The organism is Paraglaciecola sp. (assembly GCF_030730205.1).
Taxonomy (GTDB): domain Bacteria; phylum Pseudomonadota; class Gammaproteobacteria; order Enterobacterales; family Alteromonadaceae; genus Paraglaciecola.
Genome location: NZ_JANQVQ010000316.1, coordinates 48,272 through 68,565, shown reverse-complemented (window position 1 = coordinate 68,565; position 20,294 = coordinate 48,272). Strand labels below are relative to the sequence as shown.

The following is a 20,294-nucleotide window of genomic DNA, read 5'->3' as shown; positions in this document are numbered from 1 at the left end:
CTAATGGTGGATAGACATATCATTTAGCAAACAAATGTTTTACTGGCACTAAAAGCGCTTGGTGCATCATTCGTATAGCGCGCACCAAGGGCAGTAAAAGTGCATCAGTTACCAAATAATTTCCCTTTCAATTTATCTTTCAGCTTGTCCTCAAGCTCATTCTTTTTATTGTCAACCACACTGTTCATTTTTGAATTTAACATTTCTTCTAGGCTTCCCATGTCACCGTCTGCAAGGTTTTCCCAGTCTAACCATTCACTTAATTGTGCATCTTGAGTCCCCAACGCGCTCTGCATCTGAGCGTTCAACTTAGCCTTCAACTCATCTAGTTTACCCTGTTCTTCTTTACCAATGTTGGTCAACAAGGCACTACCGAGTTGTTGATTCAGGTCAGAACTAAAAGATAAATCTAAGTCTCCTATTACGCCTGCAACATCTGTATTGAGGGTTAATTGGGTGAGTTGTGCCAAGGTGTTAGCAATAATATTGGTTATCTTATTACTACCTTGTGCTTCCATGCTTAAATTGGCTAAATTGATTACGCCTTCACCACTTAGGGTATTTTGGTTTACCTTAACGTTACCCTTACTAGACACTATGCCTGCAAGCAATTTACTGCTTAACTTATCTTGATTAACTAAATCAATATTGCTGAGTTTTAGCCCTGCTAACTGCCAACTTTGCTGAGCGGAAACGCCACTGTCTTTTAGCCAAAAATCACCATCTAATTTAAACGATTGCCATAAACTGCTCTTGTTTGAGTCTATTTTAAACGTGGTCGCACGGCCAATGATGTCGTGTTGATATGTAATGTTGTGCCAAACGCTTAGGATTGTTTCTTGTTGCCAGCTAATAGAAATGTCGGCATTTTTTATCCATAGTTCGGGTAAGCCGCTGCGGTCATCAAAACTAACCCAGCGTCCAGCTGAAACAGCCTCTTCTGTTTGCTGTTGCTCTTTGCTTTTTAACATCGGTGCGACAATATCAAATGCCGCTAAACCGTACTCTGTCCACTGTGCCGCTTTTTCTCCAAACACCAAGGTAGTTACGTCATTTATAGCACCCGCATCGCCCGCAACTAGTGATTTTAGTTGTTCATAATCTTGTCCGGGTGCCGCTTTTAACTGCGCTATTTTGGGTGAAAGATCTTGTTTGGCTGCACTTACTGAATTTTTAAAATCACTCAAGACTTGTTTGTCAACTTTGATTTCTTTTTTCAATAAATCGAATTTTTCTTTGGCAGCTAATAATTCTGCAGGGTCCTTGTAATTTGTTTTAGACAGCACTTCGATTTGTTTTTTGTACTCCACGAGTTTGTCTTTACTGGGTAATTTTTGGTACTCACCAGCTATCGTGTCTTTGTGTTTTTGATAGGCCGCTTGGGCTTCTTCAATAGCACGAGTGGTTTTTAGGGGGGAACGAGCCAATACTTCGTCAACACTGGGTAAATCGGCTTTGCTTGGGAACAATTCTTTTAATGCCGTTTTGGCTGCATCAGCACTATTCACTCTGAAAACTTCACCTTCTGACGCCCGTTCAGTACCAAACTGAACACCACTGACAATAAGATTATCAATAATCACTTTGCGTAAAAGCAGAGGAGACAATTCAATATCTGCGCTAATTTTAGCGGCCTCTAATTGATTGTTGGTAGGTTTATTCGGGTCCGTAAGTTGCACGCCAATCAAACTAATGCCAAAAGGTGAAAAGCTATGTTCAGCACTGCTGATGTTGACCTCAGCTCCAGTCGCTACTTCTAGCCCTTTTTGGGCTGCAAGTTTTATCCAAAAATCAAAAAAAAGAATAATGATGGCAGCAATAAGGCCGGTGATAACAAAAAAGGCGATTAAGCCTGGCCATCTGATGATATTTTTCATTACCTTACTCTCCTAATCCCTGATAAAGACGATAAAAATTGCTGCCTTTTATAAACTGTACAAGTTTAATTTTATTCACCCACACCATGACTTTTTCTCGGTATTTAACCACCAAAAACTGACTTATTAGCAATATAAAGGGCGATAACAATAGGGCTACAATAAGGCTACCTAAAGTGAGGGTATGGTAAAACTGAGTTAGTTGGCCAACAGTATTGCTATAGAACGCTGTCCACATCGGGGTCAAGCTCTCGGCAGTTAATAAAGACTCACCTACCGATGACATAAAAGCATCTAAGGGTAAGGTGAAAATTGAAAACAGCGCCCAAGCAACCAAAAAACTCGAGAGATTGACTCTAAAAAATAGCACCGAAAATAACAGAATTAGGCTGTGTAACCCTAAAATTGGCGTTAGCCCCATAATCATGCCTAAGGTGAAACCAAAGGCGAGTTGCCAAGGACTTGAATCTGAATTTAAAGCTTTAAACAGTTTGACTAGTAAGCCCATCGTTCTCTCCTTGTAGGGGTAAAGACTATTGCGGGGTGGATCTTAGTGCATCATTATTTCGTCAAACACAATAAATCCGCCGAGGGCGAATAACAATAGTGCAGACAAACGATTTTGCCATTGTTGAGATTTAGGATGAGTATTCATCCAAGCTCCTATTTTACCCGACAATGTTGCCACACAAAGGTCGCACAGCAAACCAATTACCGCATAAATGACGCCCAAAATAATCAGTTGGAGCCTTACATTGCCGTGTTCGGGGTCAACAAATAACGGTAAAAACGCAATAAAAAATAAGGCTGTTTTAGGATTTGTTAGCTCTACAACCAGGCTTTGTTTAAAAATAGCCTTGTTGTTTAGTCCCTTGAGCTCTGTCGTGTGTTCAGTGGCCGGTTTTGCCAAGCGTATATACTGAGTCGCTAGGTAAACAAGGTAAGCGGCTCCAAAAAGTTTCACTGAGGTATAGGCCCAAGTTGAATACAAAAAGAGAGCGGCTAAACCAAAAGCACTAGCAATAACATAGATGAATGAACCAATCGCCATTCCGGTCGCAGCGATAACACCGGCTTTATGACCCTGACTTATGCTTCTTGCCATAATATATAAGTTCGAGGGGCCAGGTGCGATGCAAAGTAAAAAAGCAGCCAAGCTAAACGTGGCTAATGTTTCAAATGAAGGCATAGTGGGTGTTACAGCTGAGTTGAGTGACCATTAAAAGCGCGCCACTTTACCTAAGCCGAGGTGAATGTCAATTTACTGCATATTACCTATTCGATAGTAGCGATATTAGGTTTATTTTTACGTCACAAGAACCTTTGCTTGATTCAGTTCGTCTTTGGCACATAAAAAGGAGAAACCATGTTACAAGCTGAACTCGACATGCTGGTATTAAGAGCACAACAAGGTGACGAACCGGCTTTATTGCTGTTGTTTGAACACTATCAACCCGCCTTAGTACAGTTTGCTTACCGCTTGTTGCGTGATCATAGTTTGGCACAGGATGCCGTGCAAAATGCCTGGCTTACTACCTTGAAAAACTTAAGGGCTTTACATAATCCTGTGGTGTTTAAAAGTTGGATCTATCGGGCGGTTAGTTGGTCAGCTAGTGATTTATTACGGCAAGGCCATATTCAGCTGCAGCGCAGTTCTGCACTTTCTGTGGATGAGCTGGTGGCCGAGCAAACAGTCAATAATGATGAGTTAACCCAGGCTTTACAAGGCTTACCTGCCGATGAGTACCAAGCCATTTATTTATTCTATTTTGCGCAACTTTCTGTCATTGAAATAGCGTTAGTACAAGAGGTGCCCGTGGGTACGGTTAAAACCCGTTTATTTCGCGCCAAAGCAAAATTAAAAGTCACATTGGAGAATACAGATGAATATTGATGACAAGATCACCCAAGCCTTAGAGGCAGAAGCAAAGCGCCTAGAGCCCATGTTATTGGACAATAAAGGTTTGTTTAGTCGATTACTGCCCATTTATCGAGGTGGCATGCGCCGTTGGGTCTGGTTGGTGAATGGCCTTGCCTTGTTAACCAGTGCTTTAATGTTGTGGTCAGGCTACGAGTTTTTTGTGGCACAGCACGTTAATCAGCAGGTGTTTTGGGGAGTATGTTTAATTGTTACTCTACAACTGCAAATCGGCTTAAAAAACTGGTTGTTTATGGAGATGAATCGAGCGTCACTAGCGCGAGAAATGAAACATTTAGAGCTGGCTCTATCACAAACAAAAAACAGTTAACGGATTAAGGTCAGCGGCCAATAAAGCTGCTGACCTTTTAGATATTACATCCAGTTGTCGTTGCGACGACGTTTTTTGGGTAAATAAGTGATTACAATCCCAAGAATAAGACTGATAACGGCAACGATCCCGCCACGAGTAAACCATTCTATTTGAGCGGTTTGGTCTTGATCAGCTAACTCAATACTCATCTGCTCGTTTTGACTTTCGATTTCGGTTAACTTGCGTGCCAGTGTCGTATTTTGAGATTGCAGATCTGCAATTTGCTGATTCAACAAATCGTTATCAGTGCGCTGTTGCTTTAATGCTGCGTTTGCATCTTGTAAATTTTGCTGCAAACTGGGGATCTGCTCTCTGACACTAGGTGTTTTGTTGATAAATTCGGCGTCTACCCAACCGGTACGCTGTTTGTCGTCAATAATTTCAATAAAACCATTGTCTCTGTCTTGCTGGAGCATAATTACGCGACTGCCAGCAACGACTGAGCCTAAAATGCGATAATTACGACCAGGGCCAGCGTGTAAGAAGGTAAATAAGTCATCCGAAATATATCGAACTTCACCTTCGCTATCATTGGGCTCTTGGGCACTAACGAAATTGCCAAAAAATGACACACTTAACATAATAAAAAATAACACTAGCTGCTGACGCATAATCTTAAAACTTACCTTTATAATATGAACAAATGGTATTGCCTGACTTAGTGAAAGGCAAGCTTACATTAAAATACTGACGTTAAATGCTCTAATCAGCGTATTTTGTGCACAGTTTACCCTTAAAGACGCTTTATCAAGCAAAGCATTAATCAATATTGGAGATTAAATACGCCTTATGGAAGTTGAAATAGAGTTAAAGCTAAATACTCAAGCCGAGGCAGGGCCCATTATCGCCAAATGGTTGCAAGGACAAAGTAAAATTAAGGTTGAGCACCAAGAAATCGAGTTAAGTAATAGTTATTTTGACACGCCAAATCGCGATTTTAGGAAAAATGATATGGGTTTGCGTATTCGTGGTTTACAACATGAATATGAACAAACCTTAAAAACGGCAGGTAAGGGTGTGGCTGGTTTGCAACATCGTCCTGAATACAATGTGTCTTTGGGGCTATTCGAAACAGAAGAGCCGAGTTGTCCCGATTTACATTTGTTTCCAGCTGATATTTGGCCAACTGGCTTTCATCTTGAGCACATCCAACAAACCTTAGTCTGTCAATTTTCTACGCAATTTACCCGCGAACAGTTTTTATTGACTTGGCCTGATGAGACTCAAGTTGAACTAGTATGGGATAGGGGGGTCGTGCAAGCTTCGGGTTTAAGCGATCCCATCAGTGAGATAGAGCTAGAACTTAAAAAAGGTAAAGTAGAACGTCTATTCAGTTTAGCGAGGCAACTGGCTGAATTAATGCCTTTAGCAATAGGTTTGCAAAGTAAAGCTGCCCGAGGTTATCGTTTGATAGACATGGCCTCAGCACAGGCCCCTGCATTTTTGAAAACGCAACAGACTCTGAGCAATGCGGAAGAACTTAACCAGATTGTTCCTGCCTTGTTACCTGGCCAACTAGCCAAAGTATTAAAGCAATGGCAAAAAATGGATTTGAGTCAGGATCACAATTTGTTAGGCCGTAGTGTTGAGCTAAGCGAGTTATTGGTACTGTTAACGGTCATTGTTAAACGGCTAAATCATGCTAATCATAACGCCGTGCTGCAGCATTGTTTGCATCATTTGTGCACTTTTCAGGATGAACTGAGCAAAAGACAACAGGCTGTAAGCGCCTGTAAGCCAGAAAGTATACAGCAAGCAGAGGCCAAACAAGCATTGCGTGCTTTTGCCTTAGGGAAATCGATGATTTTGTTGCAACTGGATATGATGCAATGGCTCAGTGAAGCTTGAGCAAAAGGGGGATTTCAGTGCAGCGTTTATGCCGCTAATCAGACATGCATGCGTCGCTGAGATCAAAACAAGCATAATTAATAACCAAACAACTTGGTTTGCCAGTTGACATATAGACGTCTATACGGCAAATTGCGCACATGAAAATAAAAATAGTACGCACCACCGGCATGATGATTATTACCACCCTCTCAGAGGTGGTCGCTGGCTAGTGCACAAGCATTAAACAAAAAAGCCCGCGACCTAAAGCGGGCTTTTTTGTTATTGGATGTCGTAAAAATGAAAAGTGCCTATCGCTAGGTATTGGTTAAATAAGTCAAGGAGCAAATAAATGAAGGTGTTGAAGTTTGGTGGGTCATCTTTAGCTGATGCTGAAAAATACTTAATGGTGAAAGACATTAGTATGGCCTGCCACAAAGAAAGTGGCGCTGCGGTTGTTTTATCTGCTCCTAAAGGTGTGACCAATGCCCTGTCATTGTTATGCGACGAAGCAGCCCTTGGTAAAGATTATGGTGAGCTATTCGCCAAATTGAATATGGTGTTGTTCGGCATCTTAGATGAACTTCAAGAGCGCATTCCCAATATTAATCAAGCTAAGTTATCCGACTATGTTCAGCAAATATTACAAGAGCTTAATCAAAATTTAGAAGGCTTTGCCCTGTTAAATTGCGCCCCTGAATCGGTTGTAGCTAAAATTTTGAGTATTGGCGAATATGTTAGTGTGCATATTTTTAGTGAGATACTCACCGCGTTAGGACAACAAAATCAGATTATTGACCCGGTTGATTACATTATCGCTGAAGGTGACTACTTAGATAGCATCGCTGATGTGGCTGCCAGTAAGGCGCGTTTTACTGATGTAGATAGCTCTGGTGATATTGTACTTATTATGCCAGGTTTTGTAGCAGTTAATGTAGAAGGCGAAAAAGTAACCTTAGGACGTAACGGTTCAGATTACTCTGCAGCCATACTTGCTGCTTGCATTGACGCACAATGCTGCGAAATTTGGACTGATGTAGATGGCGTTTATAACGCTGATCCTAATCAAGTCGAAGGGGCGGTATTACTTGATAAGTTGACTTATCAGGAGGCCATGGAACTCTCTTATTTCGGCGCTAAAGTATTGCACCCAAAAACCATCGGTCCCATTGCTCAGCACCATATTCCTTGTTTAATTCGTAATACCCTCAATCCTAGCGCCCCCGGCACGTTAATCAGCAATGAAGCCAGTACAGTGTGGACAAGTGTTAAAGGCATTTCACATTTAGACAATATGGCGATGTTTAATGTTGCCGGTCCTGGCATGAAAGGCATGGTGGGTATGGCCAGTCGAGTGTTTGAGGTGATGTCAAACGCGAATATTTCAATTAGTTTAATTACGCAATCCTCTTCTGAATACAGTATTAGTTTCTGTATCCATGACAAGGACGCTAATCGTGCTTTAGCCTTGTTGGAAGATTCTTTTGCCCTTGAACTTTCGAATCACTTACTTGACCCGATCGAAGTAAGGCAGAAATTGGCAATTGTGACATTAGTGGGTGATGGTATGCGTCACACCAAAGGCTTAGCCGCTAAGTTTTTTAGTTCATTAGCACAGGCGAGAGTTAACAATGTTGCCATCGCGCAAGGTTCTTCAGAACGCTCTATTTCGACGGTAATTGAAATGGATAAAGCCAAAAAAGCGGTAAAAATTGTACATCAAAACTTTTTCTCAAATTTACACACTATTGACGTGTTTTTAGTAGGTTGTGGCACCGTAGGTAAAGAGTTACTTGGGCAAATAGCCAAACAACAACCAGCATTGTTAGACCGCAAAATTAGCGTAAAAGTATATGGTATTGCAAACAGCAGAAAATTGTTACTGCAAGAGGGTGGCATAGATTTAACAGGTGCTTGGGCGAGTGAATTAAGCCAAAGTGCGCACACCTTTACCTTATCAACGTTGCAAAAGTTTGTAGAAGACAACAGCTTGGTTAATCCGGTTATTGTAGATTGCACTAGCAGCGAGTTGATCGCTAATCAATATCCTCAAATGATGTTAGATGGTTTTCACGTCGTTACACCAAACAAAAAAGCCAATACCGCCAGCACCGAGTTTTATCAATTATTAAGGGACACTGCGCAACAAACGAATCGTCAGTTCTTATATGAAACCACCGTAGGTGCGGGTTTACCGGTTATTGATAATTTGCAAAAGTTGATTTACGCCGGTGACGAATTGATTCGTTTTGAAGGCATTTTATCTGGTTCATTATCTTTTGTGTTTGGCAAGCTCGAGGAAGGCTTAAGTCTTTCGCAAGCAACTGAAATAGCAAAGAAAAATGGCTTCACTGAGCCTGATCCTCGTGATGATTTAAGTGGCACTGACGTGGCTCGTAAGTTACTTATTATGGCGCGTGAAGCAGACCTGAAATTAGAGCTTAGCGACATTAAAATTGAACCGGTATTACCCAACTTCTTTGATGCAAGCGGCTCTGTAGACGAGTTTATGGCTCGCCTTCCTGACATAGACAGCTACTTCAACGAAAAAGTACAGCATGCTAAACAACAGGGTAAAGTACTGCGTTATGTCGGCTCAATTAGTAAGGGAAATTGTGTTGTTTCTATCGAGGCCGTTGATGCGAGTCACCCCCTGTATATGATAAAAGAAGGGGAAAATGCCTTGGCTATTCATAGTCATTATTACCAACCTATTCCCTTTGTGATAAGAGGGTACGGCGCTGGTGCTGCGGTTACCGCTGCTGGCGTATTTGCTGATGTATTACGTACTATGCCGTGGAAGCAAAATATCTAATGAGTAATTCAATAATACAACACACATCTCTGACAGCCTATGCGCCTGCCTCAATTGGTAATGTCAGTTTAGGTTTTGATTTATTAGGCGCCGCATTGAAGCCGATTGATGGAAGCTTATTAGGTGATGAAGTCAAAATAGAATCAGCTGAGCAATTTGAATTAACCGTCGAGGGACGCTTTGCCGATAAGCTTCCCGCTGACCCTGCCAGTAATATCGTGACCCAATGTTATCACCATTATTTACAGTGTTTGGTCAATAAAGGTGTTGATGTTGACGCGTTGCCTAAAGTGGCAATGACATTGTATAAACACTTGCCGATCGGCAGTGGTTTAGGCTCGAGCGCCAGCTCAATTGTTGCTGCGTTTCATGGTTTAAATCAGTTTTTTACTGATGTATTAGGTACGACCCCGTTCAATAAAAGTGATTTATTGCTGATGATGGGGGAGTTAGAAGGGCAGATTAGCGGCAGTGTGCACTATGATAACGTTGCCCCTTGCTTTTTAGGTGGCTTAACCCTGATGTCTGAGTACAAAGATCAGGTCGCCTTGCCTTTGCCGTCTTTTAAAAATTGGTATTGGGTGTCATGTTATTCAGGTATTACGGTGTCAACGGCAGCTGCACGAGCTATTTTACCTAAAGAAGTGCCCATGGCCATAACCATACAATTTGGCCGACAGCTGGCGGTATTTGTTGATGCTTTATATCGCCAAGATGAAAACTTAGCGGCAGCGATGATGACGGATGTCATAGCAGAGCCCTATAGAAAGTCGTTATTACCCCATTTTGATGAATCCCGTGAATTTGCAAAGCAGCAGGGTGCTCTGGCTTTTGGTATATCAGGTTCAGGCCCTTCGGTTTTTGCTGTGTGCGATTCATTAGAAAAAGCTACAATTATCAACCAATGGTTGGCGGATAATTATATTCAAAATGACACTGGCTTTAGTCATATCTGCCAGTTAGACCAGCAAGGTGCAGTCGTTTATTGACTCCCTGCTTTTAAAAAAAGATAAGGTAATTAAATTTTGGAACTCGAAAATTTAAAAGATGCTGCAGATACAGCTAGTTTTGCAGAAGCAGTAAAAAAAGGTTTAGGCAAAAATCAGGGTTTATTTTTCCCTAAAAAATTGCCTACATTTGATGATATTGAAACGTTGTTGGCGAAGCCTTTTGTTGAGCGCAGTGTAGAAATTCTGAGCACACTTATTGGTGACGAATTACCTAAAGAAACCATTCAAGGTATTGTGGAACGGGCATTTGTTTTTCCTGCGCCATTAGTCAAGGTCACTGACAATATTTACAGTTTAGAGTTATATCACGGTCCAACACTGGCATTTAAAGATTTTGGTGGTCGTTTTATGGCACAGTGTTTAACTGAAATTGCCAAAGGCGAAAAAATCACGATTTTAACAGCCACCTCTGGTGATACTGGTGCTGCAGTGGCTCATGCCTTCCACGGTATCGAAAATATTGATGTGGTGATTTTGTACCCCAAAGGCAAAATCAGTCAGCTGCAAGAAAAACTGTTTACCACACTGGGCGACAATATTCACACGGTGGCAATTGATGCCGATTTTGATGCATGTCAGCAATTAGTTAAAACCGCGTTTGATGATGCAGATGTGCGAGTTGGTTTACACCTTAACTCGGCGAACTCCATTAATATAAGCCGTTTAGTGGCTCAGGTTTGCTATTACTTTGAGGCCTTATCGCAACTAAGCGCCGAACAGCGCGAAGATGTGGTGGTTTCCGTACCGAGTGGAAACTTTGGTAATTTAACCGCTGGGATGATTGCTAAGGTAATGGGATTGCCTATCAGTCACTTTGTGGCAGCAACTAACCTCAACGATACCGTGCCTCGGTATCTAAAAACCGGCGAATGGGATCCTAAGGCTACCGTCGCCACGTTGTCAAATGCCATGGACGTAAGTCAGCCAAATAACTGGCCTCGCATTGAAGCGATTATTGAACAAGGTTATTTAGATAAATCTGTGCTTAGTGGTGATACGGTTGACGAAGAATATACTCAAGTGGCTATGCGTCAATTAGCGCAACTGGGTTATGTGAGTGAGCCTCATGCAGCGATTGCCTATAAAGCCTTGGTGCGTCATTTGGAGCCGGGTCAAACGGGCATTTTCTTAGGAACGGCTCACCCTGCTAAATTCCGTGAGACAGTTGAAAATGTATTAGGACAGCCTATTAGTTTACCGCAACCTTTAGCGGAGTGTGCTGGCAAAGAGAGCTTCTCTGTTGATTTAGCGAACGACTACGAGGCTTTAAAAGCACATCTCTTTGCACTTTTAGGCTAAGTTACATGGCGACATGGGAAGCGTTATTAGCAGCAGAAAAGCAGCACGCTTATTTTCAGCATATAATCACCTATGTCGCTGCGCAACGAGCAGCTGGAAAGTGCATTTTTCCAGCGCAAGCTGATGTATTTAACGCATTTAAAGTCACTGAAATTAACAAGGTCAAAGTCGTTATACTAGGACAAGATCCTTATCACGGTCCCAAACAAGCACATGGTTTAAGTTTTTCAGTTTTACCTGGCGTTAAGCCACCTCCTTCCTTAGCGAATATCTATAAAGAATTGCTCAACGACGTAACAGGTTTTGCTTTACCATCTCATGGTTATTTGCAGTCTTGGGCAGAACAAGGAGTGCTGTTATTAAATACGGTCCTAACAGTAGAGCAGGGTAAGGCGCATTCACACAGTAAAATTGGTTGGGAAAGGTTTACCGATAAAGTGATTGAGCTACTCAATGAGCACACTTGTGGTACGGTATTTTTATTGTGGGGCAGTCATGCTCAGAAAAAAGGGGCAGCGATAGATGCGAACAAACATCATGTACTGCATGCCCCGCATCCTTCACCCTTGTCAGCGTATCGCGGTTTTTTTGGCTGCAAACACTTCTCACAGACCAATCAACTGCTGCTTGAACAAGGTAAATCAGCCATTAATTGGCAAGTATAACGGCTACAGATTTTAAAGTTCTGCTTAACGTTTGTGAATAATCACCGCGGTACGTAAACGCTCTTTTCCAAAACAAGACATGCTATAGAAATCTTGTTTCGCAATGGGAATATGTTGACAATCTAAAGACTCAACGTCGTGATCATCAGGGTCAGGATCATGAACATACAAATAGTCTTCATCAATTTCTGTGACACATACCCAATGTGGCGCTTTTTTGTCGTCCAATTGATAGGTGCTAATTAAACTAATGACACTGGCCCCTTGTCGAATATGAAATTCAAGATCTTCGGGGCTGACATCTGTAAAACGAACCTCAATATTGGCCTCTTCTACTTGACTACGGAACTGGTGTTCGACGGCTTGCATGATGTCTTTTTTGTGTTGACTGCGTACTCCCCCAATAAATAAGGGACCGGTGAGATTGACGTAAACTAGTACTTCAAAGCCTCTTTTGTTTGCCGCTAAGGCCAGGCCATAAGGATGGCAACCACCGTGGCCTGAGGTCATGTAAATGGTGGTAGCTTCTCGCCAAATATCCAGTTCAAGCGCTTGATTTAAGTTAACTTTCTCATCAATTTTAGCCATGGCCATCATTAGTGAAGACGGACCACAAGTAAACTCTGTGGTTTGTTGATACCAAGGATACGATGTTAGTTGTTGCAACGATTGCTTCTGGCGTACGTTTTTTTGCATGCGCAAGGCATCAGTATTGTCTTCATAATAGGCTTCATAACTACCAAAAATTTTGTAGCCGAGCCCCTTGTACAAATTAATCGCGGTTTCGTTATTTTTTGCCACTTCTAAACGAATAAACAATTTACCGGCTTCTAAGGTTTGTTGTTCCAGGGTAAGCAACAGCCTTTTACCGATGCCTAGTCCTCGAATCTCGCTATCAACCGCAATGGAATACAGACGCGCCAAATGCGTTCCTTTACGCATAATGATCAGGCCATATGCCACCACAACTTGCTTAATCAAGATCACTTGAAACACACAGTTAGGTGCCTTCAGCCAATGTTGAAAACTGCGTTTACTAAGACGGTCGCCGGCAAAACAACGATTTTCCAATGCCATTAATTGAGCCAAGTCCGAGTATTTTGCATCTCGGACTTCTATCGTTTGGGTAGGTGTTACCACCTCAGCCAAATGTTGGTTGAGTGCTTGCAATCTAGCGGCCTCGGTATTCAAGGCGATCTGCAAACTCTTGCATGATGACACGATATAGCTCGTCACCTAAGTACTTGTCTTCAATTTTACTGTCTAGGTTAGGGTTGTCATTGACTTCGATAACGTAAACTTTGTCATTAACTTGTTTTAAGTCAACACCATACAAGCCATTGCCAACAATCTCACAAGACTTAATCGCAGTGGCTAATACTGCTCGAGGGACTTCAAAGGTTGGGATCGTTTCAAAGTTACCGGCATTGTTGCGCTTAGAGCCATGGTTATAAATTTGCCAGTGGTTACGCGCCATAAAATAACGACAAGCATAGATCGCACGACCGTTTAGTACACCAATGCGCCAATCGTATTCGGTATACAAGTACTCTTGAATTAGCACTAAAGCCGATTGCTTAAGCATCATATCTAACTTGCTGGTTAATTCGCTTCTGTCCTTCGCTTTAAAAACACCTAGCGAAAACGAACTCTCTGGCAACTTAAGCACGATAGGGTAACTAAACTCCGTCTCTAAGCGGTCAATGGTCGCAGGGTCAGATTTAGACACAAAGTGCGTTTTAGGTGCAGAAATATTGTGGTAGCTAAAAGCATCGTGCAAAAACACCTTATTGCAGCAACGTAAGATAGACGTAGGATCGTCCATCACCACCATGCCCTCTTTTTCACCTTTGCGGGCTAATTCATAGGTATGGTGCTTGATCGAGGTTGTCTCACGAATAAATAACGCGTCATATTGGTATAACTGAGCACTTTGTGCGGCAGTAAATACTTCGGCATTAATCCCCACTTTATTGGCTGCTTTTATAAACAACTGAATTGCCTTGGCATCGCTTGGCGGTGTTTTTTCATCAGGGTTGACTAATATGCCCATATCCCAGCGAGCGCGCTTCCGACCTGGAGGGTTACGCCACACTTTTAAAGTGAAATGTTCTAAGCTGGCAGTAAATTGGTCCCAAAGTTCAGGGGCAATTTCATTCACGCCAATCGCACTACAAATAAGTTGAGTTTGATGCGCATCGCGAGCAACAGACAGCTTTAAAATAGGCGCCGGAAACTTTTCAAAAGCGAATTTAGCTAACTTGCGTAGCGATTCGTTTTTTGTCCAGCCAAAAAATACCAAGAATTCTTTTTCGTCAGCACTGATCACCGCAGGTATTTGACTTTTGCTTAAGGGAATTTCGACCCATTCTTGATCTTTAGGCGGCATTAACGACAAGTCATTAATGGTATTTACGCTGGGTAATACTTTATGTTGGCGAGCTTCGGCCAGTAAGGAGCAGTAATAGCCTTGGCTTAAGTATTTTTCCGTATCGCACAAGTTAATAATACGAATTTTAGGCTCGCCGGCTTTTGGATATTCAGCCAGATATTGCTCAAAATTAACAATGGTTAATTCGCTATCAGGTAAGTTGAGTGGATGGTCGACAACAACTAAGGTTTTAAACATGTTTTACCTTTTTTAGAAGCAGATTAGAGGCTGCAAATAGAACAACAGAAATTTGCGCGAATACTACTCTTATTAAGCGTAGCAATATGCAGGTAGTTGAACAAAATTTTTTCATCATGACGTTCAATTTATTTCACTTTGCTTTTACGCACAGTGTTTTAGAATCAAGTGGTGTTAGCAACCTTTGATAAATGTTATGGGCAAAGATAATCGCGTTAGTTTAGACGAATTTGATGAAGATGATTTTGATGCTTCAGCAAAAGATAAAAAATCCGCTAAAGTTCGAGCAGAGCTTGAGAAAAAACAGCGGGAAAAAAGACAAAAGAATATTGAGTCAAAAAATAAACACCTCACAGCCGAGTAGCAATTAAACGTTTCACCGTTTTTTCTATTTGATTGTTTTGGTGAGTTTTGAGTGCTCGGTTATAAGGCGCATCAACAGGTAACTGTTTGATGCGCCTTTTGTGTAAATGGCCAAAATTTTTGGCTTATTTGGTGTTTTTTTATTGCGGAGAAAGCATGAAAACTGTTGCATTATTGTTTGTAGGGTTATTAAGTTTTTCTTTGTATGCCGACGAAAAACCAGCGGCCGACGAAGCATTGTTGAAAGAGTTAAAGCAGTTCTGTACAGAAATGGCAGAAGACGATGGTATTGCGGCAGATAAACTAGCTGCTTATCTACTCAGCTGCGTTAACGAAGAACTGGAGTCAGAAGGTTATGCTCCAGTGAAGAAGTTGTAAGACTGATTCTAAAATACTGAACAATACTTAACGTGAGCAGAGTAATTCAGCATGTTAAGTATTGTATTTCAGGCCTATTCAAGGTATGAATTACTTATCAACTCAGCAACAAGCTTTATCTATGGACGTGCGTTTCCTTGTTACCTTTCTTGAAGTGGTGAAAACACGCCATTTTGGTAAGACAGCAGAAAATCTTTATCTTACTCCTTCCGCGGTCAGTGCTCGAATTAAGCAGTTAGAAGAGTACTTCAACAGTCCTCTATTTATTCGCAATCGTAATAGTATCCAACTGACGGTAGCAGGCCAAAAGTTAGTGCCTTTTGCTGAAAATTTAGCCGCGACCTTAAATGATGCTGTTAAAGCTATCAATAATTTTAATGTACAACACATTGCATTAGCCGGCACACCTAATGCGTGGGAGTTGTACCTAAGCAACGCCTTAACCTGCATCAGTGAATACTTTCCGGCATTGACCGTGCGAGCTGAAATCATGACCAATGATTTATTGTTGCGCCAATTGCATAACCGCACTATTGATTTAGCCGTGGTAAGTGAGCCCCTCAAGTCTGAGCAGATCGAAACGTTACCCTTATTAAACGTGCCGCTTGCTCTTTATGTTAAGCAGTTTGGTGAAGAGGACCTTGAGTCTATGGCCAAACGTTATATTAGTCTAGATTGGCACGGTAAGGCTCGTGAAGAGGTTGAAAAGCTTTTTCCTAAAGCCAAAGAGGCGAAATTTAATACCAGTTCCATTCGAATCGCCTTGGATTTATTGTTAACTCAAGGGGGCATGGCCTTATTACCAGTTACCATTGCTGAAGAGTATGTGCTCAAGGGTCTTTTGACTAAGTTAGACGATTGCGGTGAGTTTAATTGCTCACTCCAAATTGCTTTTTTGAAAGAAGTTAATCATGTTGGTTTGGCCGAGTTCATTGAATTTTTATTGAACCTTCCAAAACAAGAAGAGGTCATTGCGCTAAATCACTAGCACTCATGCTGGCATTACTGCATTTTAGCGCTTGTTAAGAGAGGAATACCTAATGCGTGTGGTATTTTTATGCCTATTGCTCGTATTGATCTGGGGCTGCCAATCAACGAACGGCCAGGTCGCTCAAGAAAAAATAGTAGTGGGTGAACTAAGTTCTGCCGAATTATTGTCTGCCTATCCCGCTTTTGAGGCTGAATACCACGCTTACCAACCCACTGCTGCAGAGCTATCAGCAGCGGCGAAGTTAAACGGCTTAAAAGTAGTGGTGTTGTTTGGTACTTGGTGTCATGACAGCGAGCGAGAAGTACCTCGCTTACTTAAATTGTTTGATCTTGTCGGGCTAAGCCAAGACAATCTGCAGCTTATAGGCGTTAATCAAAATAAACAGGAGCCCAGCGGTCTGTATCGACGTTTGGATTTACGCTTCACTCCCACCATTATCCTATTTGATGGGGACAAAGAATTAGGCCGTATTATTGAGAAACCAGATAACAATATTGCTCAGGACTTAGCCGCCATCCTCGCTAAGTAAGGGCTTGATTCGGGACACGAGCGTTATATATTTAAAAGGAAATCTACGCTCCAGCAAAGCTAACATTCATGCATTGAACCTAAGCTTCTGATACATAGACGATAGACGTCACGCGACTTGCTTATTTTACTATTTCGGTGCGCGTTAAGAAATGCCTCAGTACCGTGTACAGTTCTTCTAATTGAGTGGGCTTACCCAGTACTTGATCGGCGCCTATCGAAAGATAGTGACTCACATCGCGTTGACTCACATTTGCGGTTAGCATCACGATGGGCTGGTCCATTCCTTGTGCTCTTAGTTGTTGTATTGCCGTGACGCCGTCCATTATTGGCATTTGTACATCCATCAAAATGAGGTCGGGCAGGAAGGTTTGGTAAGCTTCTAGGGCTTCTTCTCCATTATTAACCAAACAAATCTTTGCTTGGGTGTCTTCTAGCATTAGTTTGATTATTTCTTGGTTAATCATATTGTCTTCAGCGATCAAAATGCGTTTGTCTTGCAAGTTAGGAGGCCTTTCATCTTTTATTTGAACGCTTGGTTCAGGGTGTGTGACGACCACCTGTTGAAGCTCAACATTAAAGGTAAAACATGAACCAACACCAGGCTCACTGACCACCGAAAATTCGCCGTGCATAAGCTCCACAAGTTTTTTACAAATAACGAGCCCTAAGCCTGTTCCGCCAAACTCTCTGGTGGTTGAAGCATCAGCCTGTTTAAACGGGGTAAACAACAATTTAAGTTGCGATGGGCTAATGCCAATACCTTGATCGCTGATACTGCATTGCAGAAGATGACGGCCTTCTTTAAGACAATAGTGTGCCTCAAATGAAATGCATCCTTTGGCAGTAAATTTAACGGCGTTAGAGAGCAAATTATACAAGATTTGGCTTATTCTAAGGCTGTCGCTCGACCACAGCATATTAAGTTGTTCGTCAATACGCACATTAAACACGAGGCCTTTTTCTTGACAGTTTGCGCGGCTTAAATCACACACATCTTCTATTAATAGTTTTGGATTGAATGCTACGTGTTCGATTTCCAGTTGCTCGGCTTCAATTTTTGATAAATCAAGAATATCGTTGAGGATACGCATTAAATTGCCACCTGACGTAATTGCCGTATCCAGCATTTTAGCTTGTCGAGGATCAGTTATTTGCTGCTCTAATAATTGCAAAACGCCAAGGACCCCGTTCATAGGTGTGCGTATTTCGTGACTCATGTTGGCCAAAAACTGCGATTTTAATTTGTCTGAACTTTCGGCTTTGAGCCGCGCTTCTTGCAAATCAAATATTTGATTACTGATCTGCAGCGCCATTTTTTTTAATGCGTCGTGAATCTGGTGAAACTCTATAAAAGGATTCTGTTCGGCAGGAAGCTTGTAATTCCCTTTTGCGATTTGATGGCTAAGTTGCACCATTTCTCGAATAGGCGTATTAAGTTTTTGCATCCAAACCCGTAAAAAATAATAAGTCACAACAAAGATAATCAATAGCGCTAACAATGTGACGGCGATATTCTGATAAACGGCTAAGAAGTAATTGGACGTTTGGTGATAATTAATGACACTAAGTGGCATTGGCCGATCGTTTATCCAAATAGGTAGCTCGAGTAAAAACGGATTGTTGGCATAGGTTTTTGTTTCAACATCAATGGTTGAGAGAGTCTGTTCTCGACTACTCAGTACGTTGTATTCTTGTGATGATAAATCCGTACTTTTTGTCGAAGATACCTGTAACAACTGTTCTTGTGATAGCACCACAAATAGCATTGAGTTGGTTTCCATCGGGTTAATAATGGATTCGGTCTCTCTTTGTAAACGGGTGATAAATACAAGATGCCCAGTATCAAGGCTGGTGGAAGTCTGTTGCAGATTGAGCATTGCAACATCAAAATAATGCAGTTCAGGAAGGTTAGAGGCATGGTGTGTATTCGCCAATTTCCGTTGCACAATTTGCTGAAGTTCGGGGGATTTAGCGCGCAGTGTTACTAGGGGATAACCTGATACAACAAAGCCTTTTTCATCCATAATGAAGGCACTTTCTATACCATCATAGTGCTGTACAAATTGTTGTAAGCTTTTATCAACAAACTGCGAATACAAAATATTTTTTGCTACTTCAGCGAGCCCTTTATTCTGGCTTAGCTCGATAGTTGCGTATTGATAGCGGGTTAACTTTCCGTTGATATCTGAAGCGACGGCATACCCCCTTGACTGAATCGCATTTTTCATCAAGGTGGTTTCAGCTCGGTAAGCCATTATTAAAGAGTAAGAGATCACCAAAATAATAGGGATCAGAATAAACAAGCCAACTTGCCTAAATAACAATTGGATGAAGGGAATCTGTTTCATCGTGCATCACTCGCCGTCGTTTGAGTCGACTCTTCGGCTAGATGCTGCATAAGCTCTGTTGCTTGTTTGGCATCAACAACACCCGCAGCATACCGTTTAAATCCGATGGATATCGCTTCCCATACTACGGCCATCTTAAAATTATTGGGCATTGGCTCTGATTGGTTAAGCAAATCAATAACAATTTGAACATTGCTACTGGCTTGCATTTCAATCTTGTTCAATACCAAGGAATTGACCGGTAGAGCATTGAGCTGATGCCACAACGCTTGTTGCACTTGCTCTGTTTGCATAAAATTTGCTAATGCCAATAGGGCTTCGCGCTTATTACCTGTTAACGAATGGTTTAGAAAAGCCAATACATGTGAGGTGAAGTAAGATCGCATAGGCTGGCCGTTAATGGCTGGCAACGGTGCAATCCCCAACTTACTGCCAAGACGCGTGCTAAGTTGTCGAAAGGACCAAAATCCGGAAATTAAATAGGCATTTTGCTCTCGCTCAAATTTGTCGATACCACATTGATAGTCACATTGTTCATCAACGACACCTGTAACAGCCAAGTTCCAATAAAATTGAATAGCCCTCTGCATTTCGGGGGTGTTGAGCTGAATCTGTTCCCCAATTAAGGGCAGTGTTTGCATGGCAGTAATAGTGGGGATCAACCAATACATTTCGTTAAAGCTCCACGCTATAATGCTATTACCTTGCTTTATGGCTTGCTGCTGCGAACGTAATTCGGGCCAATGAGTGGCCGGGGATGTGACCATACTTTTGTTATAATACAGTACGAGGTGATTGCCTGCGATAATGGGGATACCAAGATACTTTCCATCTACCATAGCGCTTTTTTTGAATCGCTCGCCAATATTTTTGTTTAATACACTCGGTTTAATTTCACTTAGTTGCAAATAAGGAAGACCAAGAAAATCACCTGGAATCAAGGCTACATCAGGTAAATCTGTATTTGCATGCTTTAATAACTGTGCCTTTAGGTCCGCGTTGTCAAAAATACGGGTGTTGATCTCGTATCCTGTTTGTTGGGTAAAGGTGTTCAATATGTCGAGTAGGGCGGTGTTTTCATGTCCGATAACAATCGATATGGTTTGCTTGGAAGCGGCAAAGGTATGAGTTGACGACAACACCGTGACCATTGATATGATGAGTAAGGGGAGGCAATACAAACGCATGTTTATCTTTCAACTTCGCAATAAGATGGCCCTAGCCTAACACAAAATTTCTTAGCGCTGTGTAGAGGAGAAGATTGCACAAG

General features: G+C 41.8%; 19 protein-coding genes. 11 read left to right on the top strand and 8 right to left on the bottom strand.

Features of this window, described 5'->3' with window-relative positions:
* Nucleotides 1-104: 104 nt before the first annotated feature.
* The 3 genes from NWQ57_RS21105 to NWQ57_RS21095 are packed head-to-tail and all read right to left on the bottom strand — an operon-like array spanning nucleotide 105 to nucleotide 2,982.
* Nucleotides 105-1,877, bottom strand: coding sequence for a TIGR03545 family protein (locus NWQ57_RS21105; protein WP_306024168.1), 1,773 nt, complete (start codon nucleotides 1,875-1,877; stop codon nucleotides 105-107).
* A 4-nt stretch (nucleotides 1,878-1,881) separates the two neighbouring features.
* On the bottom strand, nucleotides 1,882-2,385 hold the full coding sequence (locus tag NWQ57_RS21100; RefSeq protein ID WP_306024167.1) for a TIGR03546 family protein: 504 nt from the start codon (nucleotides 2,383-2,385) through the stop codon (nucleotides 1,882-1,884).
* A gap of 42 nt (nucleotides 2,386-2,427) precedes the next feature.
* Nucleotides 2,428-2,982: a LysE family translocator gene (locus NWQ57_RS21095; protein ID WP_306024166.1), complete on the bottom strand. Its 555-nt coding sequence runs from the start codon at nucleotides 2,980-2,982 to the stop codon at nucleotides 2,428-2,430.
* Between the two features lie 261 nt (nucleotides 2,983-3,243).
* Between NWQ57_RS21095 and NWQ57_RS21090 the strand changes: the two genes are divergently transcribed.
* Complete coding sequence (locus NWQ57_RS21090) at nucleotides 3,244-3,771, top strand: RNA polymerase sigma factor (protein WP_306024165.1); 528 nt, start codon at nucleotides 3,244-3,246, stop codon at nucleotides 3,769-3,771.
* On the top strand, nucleotides 3,761-4,126 hold the full coding sequence (locus tag NWQ57_RS21085) for a DUF6768 family protein (RefSeq protein WP_306024164.1): 366 nt from the start codon (nucleotides 3,761-3,763) through the stop codon (nucleotides 4,124-4,126). Before NWQ57_RS21090 ends, NWQ57_RS21085 begins: the two co-directional genes overlap by 11 nt.
* Nucleotides 4,127-4,170: 44 nt before the next feature.
* Here the strand turns inward: NWQ57_RS21085 and NWQ57_RS21080 are convergent, their stop codons facing one another.
* Nucleotides 4,171-4,779, bottom strand: coding sequence for a TIGR04211 family SH3 domain-containing protein (locus NWQ57_RS21080; RefSeq protein ID WP_306024163.1), 609 nt, complete (start codon nucleotides 4,777-4,779; stop codon nucleotides 4,171-4,173).
* Between the two features lie 178 nt (nucleotides 4,780-4,957).
* On the opposite strand from NWQ57_RS21080, the gene NWQ57_RS21075 reads away from it, so the two are divergent.
* The 5 genes from NWQ57_RS21075 (at nucleotide 4,958) to ung (ending at nucleotide 11,784) form a co-directional block, all read left to right on the top strand.
* Nucleotides 4,958-6,016 (top strand): inorganic triphosphatase, encoded by a 1,059-nt coding sequence (locus NWQ57_RS21075; RefSeq protein ID WP_306024162.1) that lies wholly within the window; start codon nucleotides 4,958-4,960, stop codon nucleotides 6,014-6,016.
* Between the two features lie 331 nt (nucleotides 6,017-6,347).
* Nucleotides 6,348-8,810: a bifunctional aspartate kinase/homoserine dehydrogenase I gene (gene thrA / locus NWQ57_RS21070; RefSeq protein WP_306024161.1), complete on the top strand. Its 2,463-nt coding sequence runs from the start codon at nucleotides 6,348-6,350 to the stop codon at nucleotides 8,808-8,810.
* Nucleotides 8,810-9,799 (top strand): homoserine kinase, encoded by a 990-nt coding sequence (thrB, locus tag NWQ57_RS21065; protein WP_306024160.1) that lies wholly within the window; start codon nucleotides 8,810-8,812, stop codon nucleotides 9,797-9,799. Before thrA ends, thrB begins: the two co-directional genes overlap by 1 nt.
* 36 nt (nucleotides 9,800-9,835) lie before the next feature.
* Entirely contained in the window at nucleotides 9,836-11,119 is a 1,284-nt protein-coding gene (gene thrC / locus NWQ57_RS21060; protein WP_306024159.1) for a threonine synthase, read from the top strand.
* Between the two features lie 5 nt (nucleotides 11,120-11,124).
* On the top strand, nucleotides 11,125-11,784 hold the full coding sequence (gene ung / locus NWQ57_RS21055; RefSeq protein ID WP_306024158.1) for a uracil-DNA glycosylase: 660 nt from the start codon (nucleotides 11,125-11,127) through the stop codon (nucleotides 11,782-11,784).
* Nucleotides 11,785-11,808: 24 nt separating this feature from the next.
* Here the strand turns inward: ung and NWQ57_RS21050 are convergent, their stop codons facing one another.
* Entirely contained in the window at nucleotides 11,809-12,954 is a 1,146-nt protein-coding gene (locus NWQ57_RS21050) for a GNAT family N-acetyltransferase/peptidase C39 family protein (protein ID WP_372340960.1), read from the bottom strand.
* A gap of 1 nt (nucleotide 12,955) precedes the next feature.
* Nucleotides 12,956-14,413, bottom strand: a complete 1,458-nt coding sequence (locus tag NWQ57_RS21045) for a RimK family protein (protein ID WP_306024157.1) — start codon at nucleotides 14,411-14,413, stop codon at nucleotides 12,956-12,958.
* A gap of 184 nt (nucleotides 14,414-14,597) precedes the next feature.
* On the opposite strand from NWQ57_RS21045, the gene NWQ57_RS21040 reads away from it, so the two are divergent.
* From NWQ57_RS21040 to NWQ57_RS21025, 4 genes are all read left to right on the top strand, one after another.
* Nucleotides 14,598-14,777, top strand: a complete 180-nt coding sequence (locus NWQ57_RS21040) for a hypothetical protein (RefSeq protein ID WP_306024156.1) — start codon at nucleotides 14,598-14,600, stop codon at nucleotides 14,775-14,777.
* Between the two features lie 155 nt (nucleotides 14,778-14,932).
* Nucleotides 14,933-15,154 (top strand): hypothetical protein, encoded by a 222-nt coding sequence (locus tag NWQ57_RS21035; protein ID WP_306024155.1) that lies wholly within the window; start codon nucleotides 14,933-14,935, stop codon nucleotides 15,152-15,154.
* 85 nt (nucleotides 15,155-15,239) lie between these two features.
* Nucleotides 15,240-16,142: a LysR family transcriptional regulator gene (locus NWQ57_RS21030; RefSeq protein WP_306024154.1), complete on the top strand. Its 903-nt coding sequence runs from the start codon at nucleotides 15,240-15,242 to the stop codon at nucleotides 16,140-16,142.
* Between the two features lie 52 nt (nucleotides 16,143-16,194).
* Nucleotides 16,195-16,674, top strand: a complete 480-nt coding sequence (locus NWQ57_RS21025; RefSeq protein ID WP_306024153.1) for a thioredoxin family protein — start codon at nucleotides 16,195-16,197, stop codon at nucleotides 16,672-16,674.
* A gap of 121 nt (nucleotides 16,675-16,795) precedes the next feature.
* On the opposite strand, the gene NWQ57_RS21020 is transcribed toward NWQ57_RS21025, so the two are convergent.
* Both NWQ57_RS21020 and NWQ57_RS21015 read right to left on the bottom strand, forming a co-directional pair.
* On the bottom strand, nucleotides 16,796-19,024 hold the full coding sequence (locus tag NWQ57_RS21020; RefSeq protein ID WP_306024152.1) for an ATP-binding protein: 2,229 nt from the start codon (nucleotides 19,022-19,024) through the stop codon (nucleotides 16,796-16,798).
* Nucleotides 19,021-20,211, bottom strand: coding sequence for an extracellular solute-binding protein (locus tag NWQ57_RS21015; RefSeq protein WP_306024151.1), 1,191 nt, complete (start codon nucleotides 20,209-20,211; stop codon nucleotides 19,021-19,023). The genes NWQ57_RS21020 and NWQ57_RS21015 overlap by 4 nt, the downstream gene beginning before the upstream one ends.
* Nucleotides 20,212-20,294 lie beyond the last annotated feature (83 nt).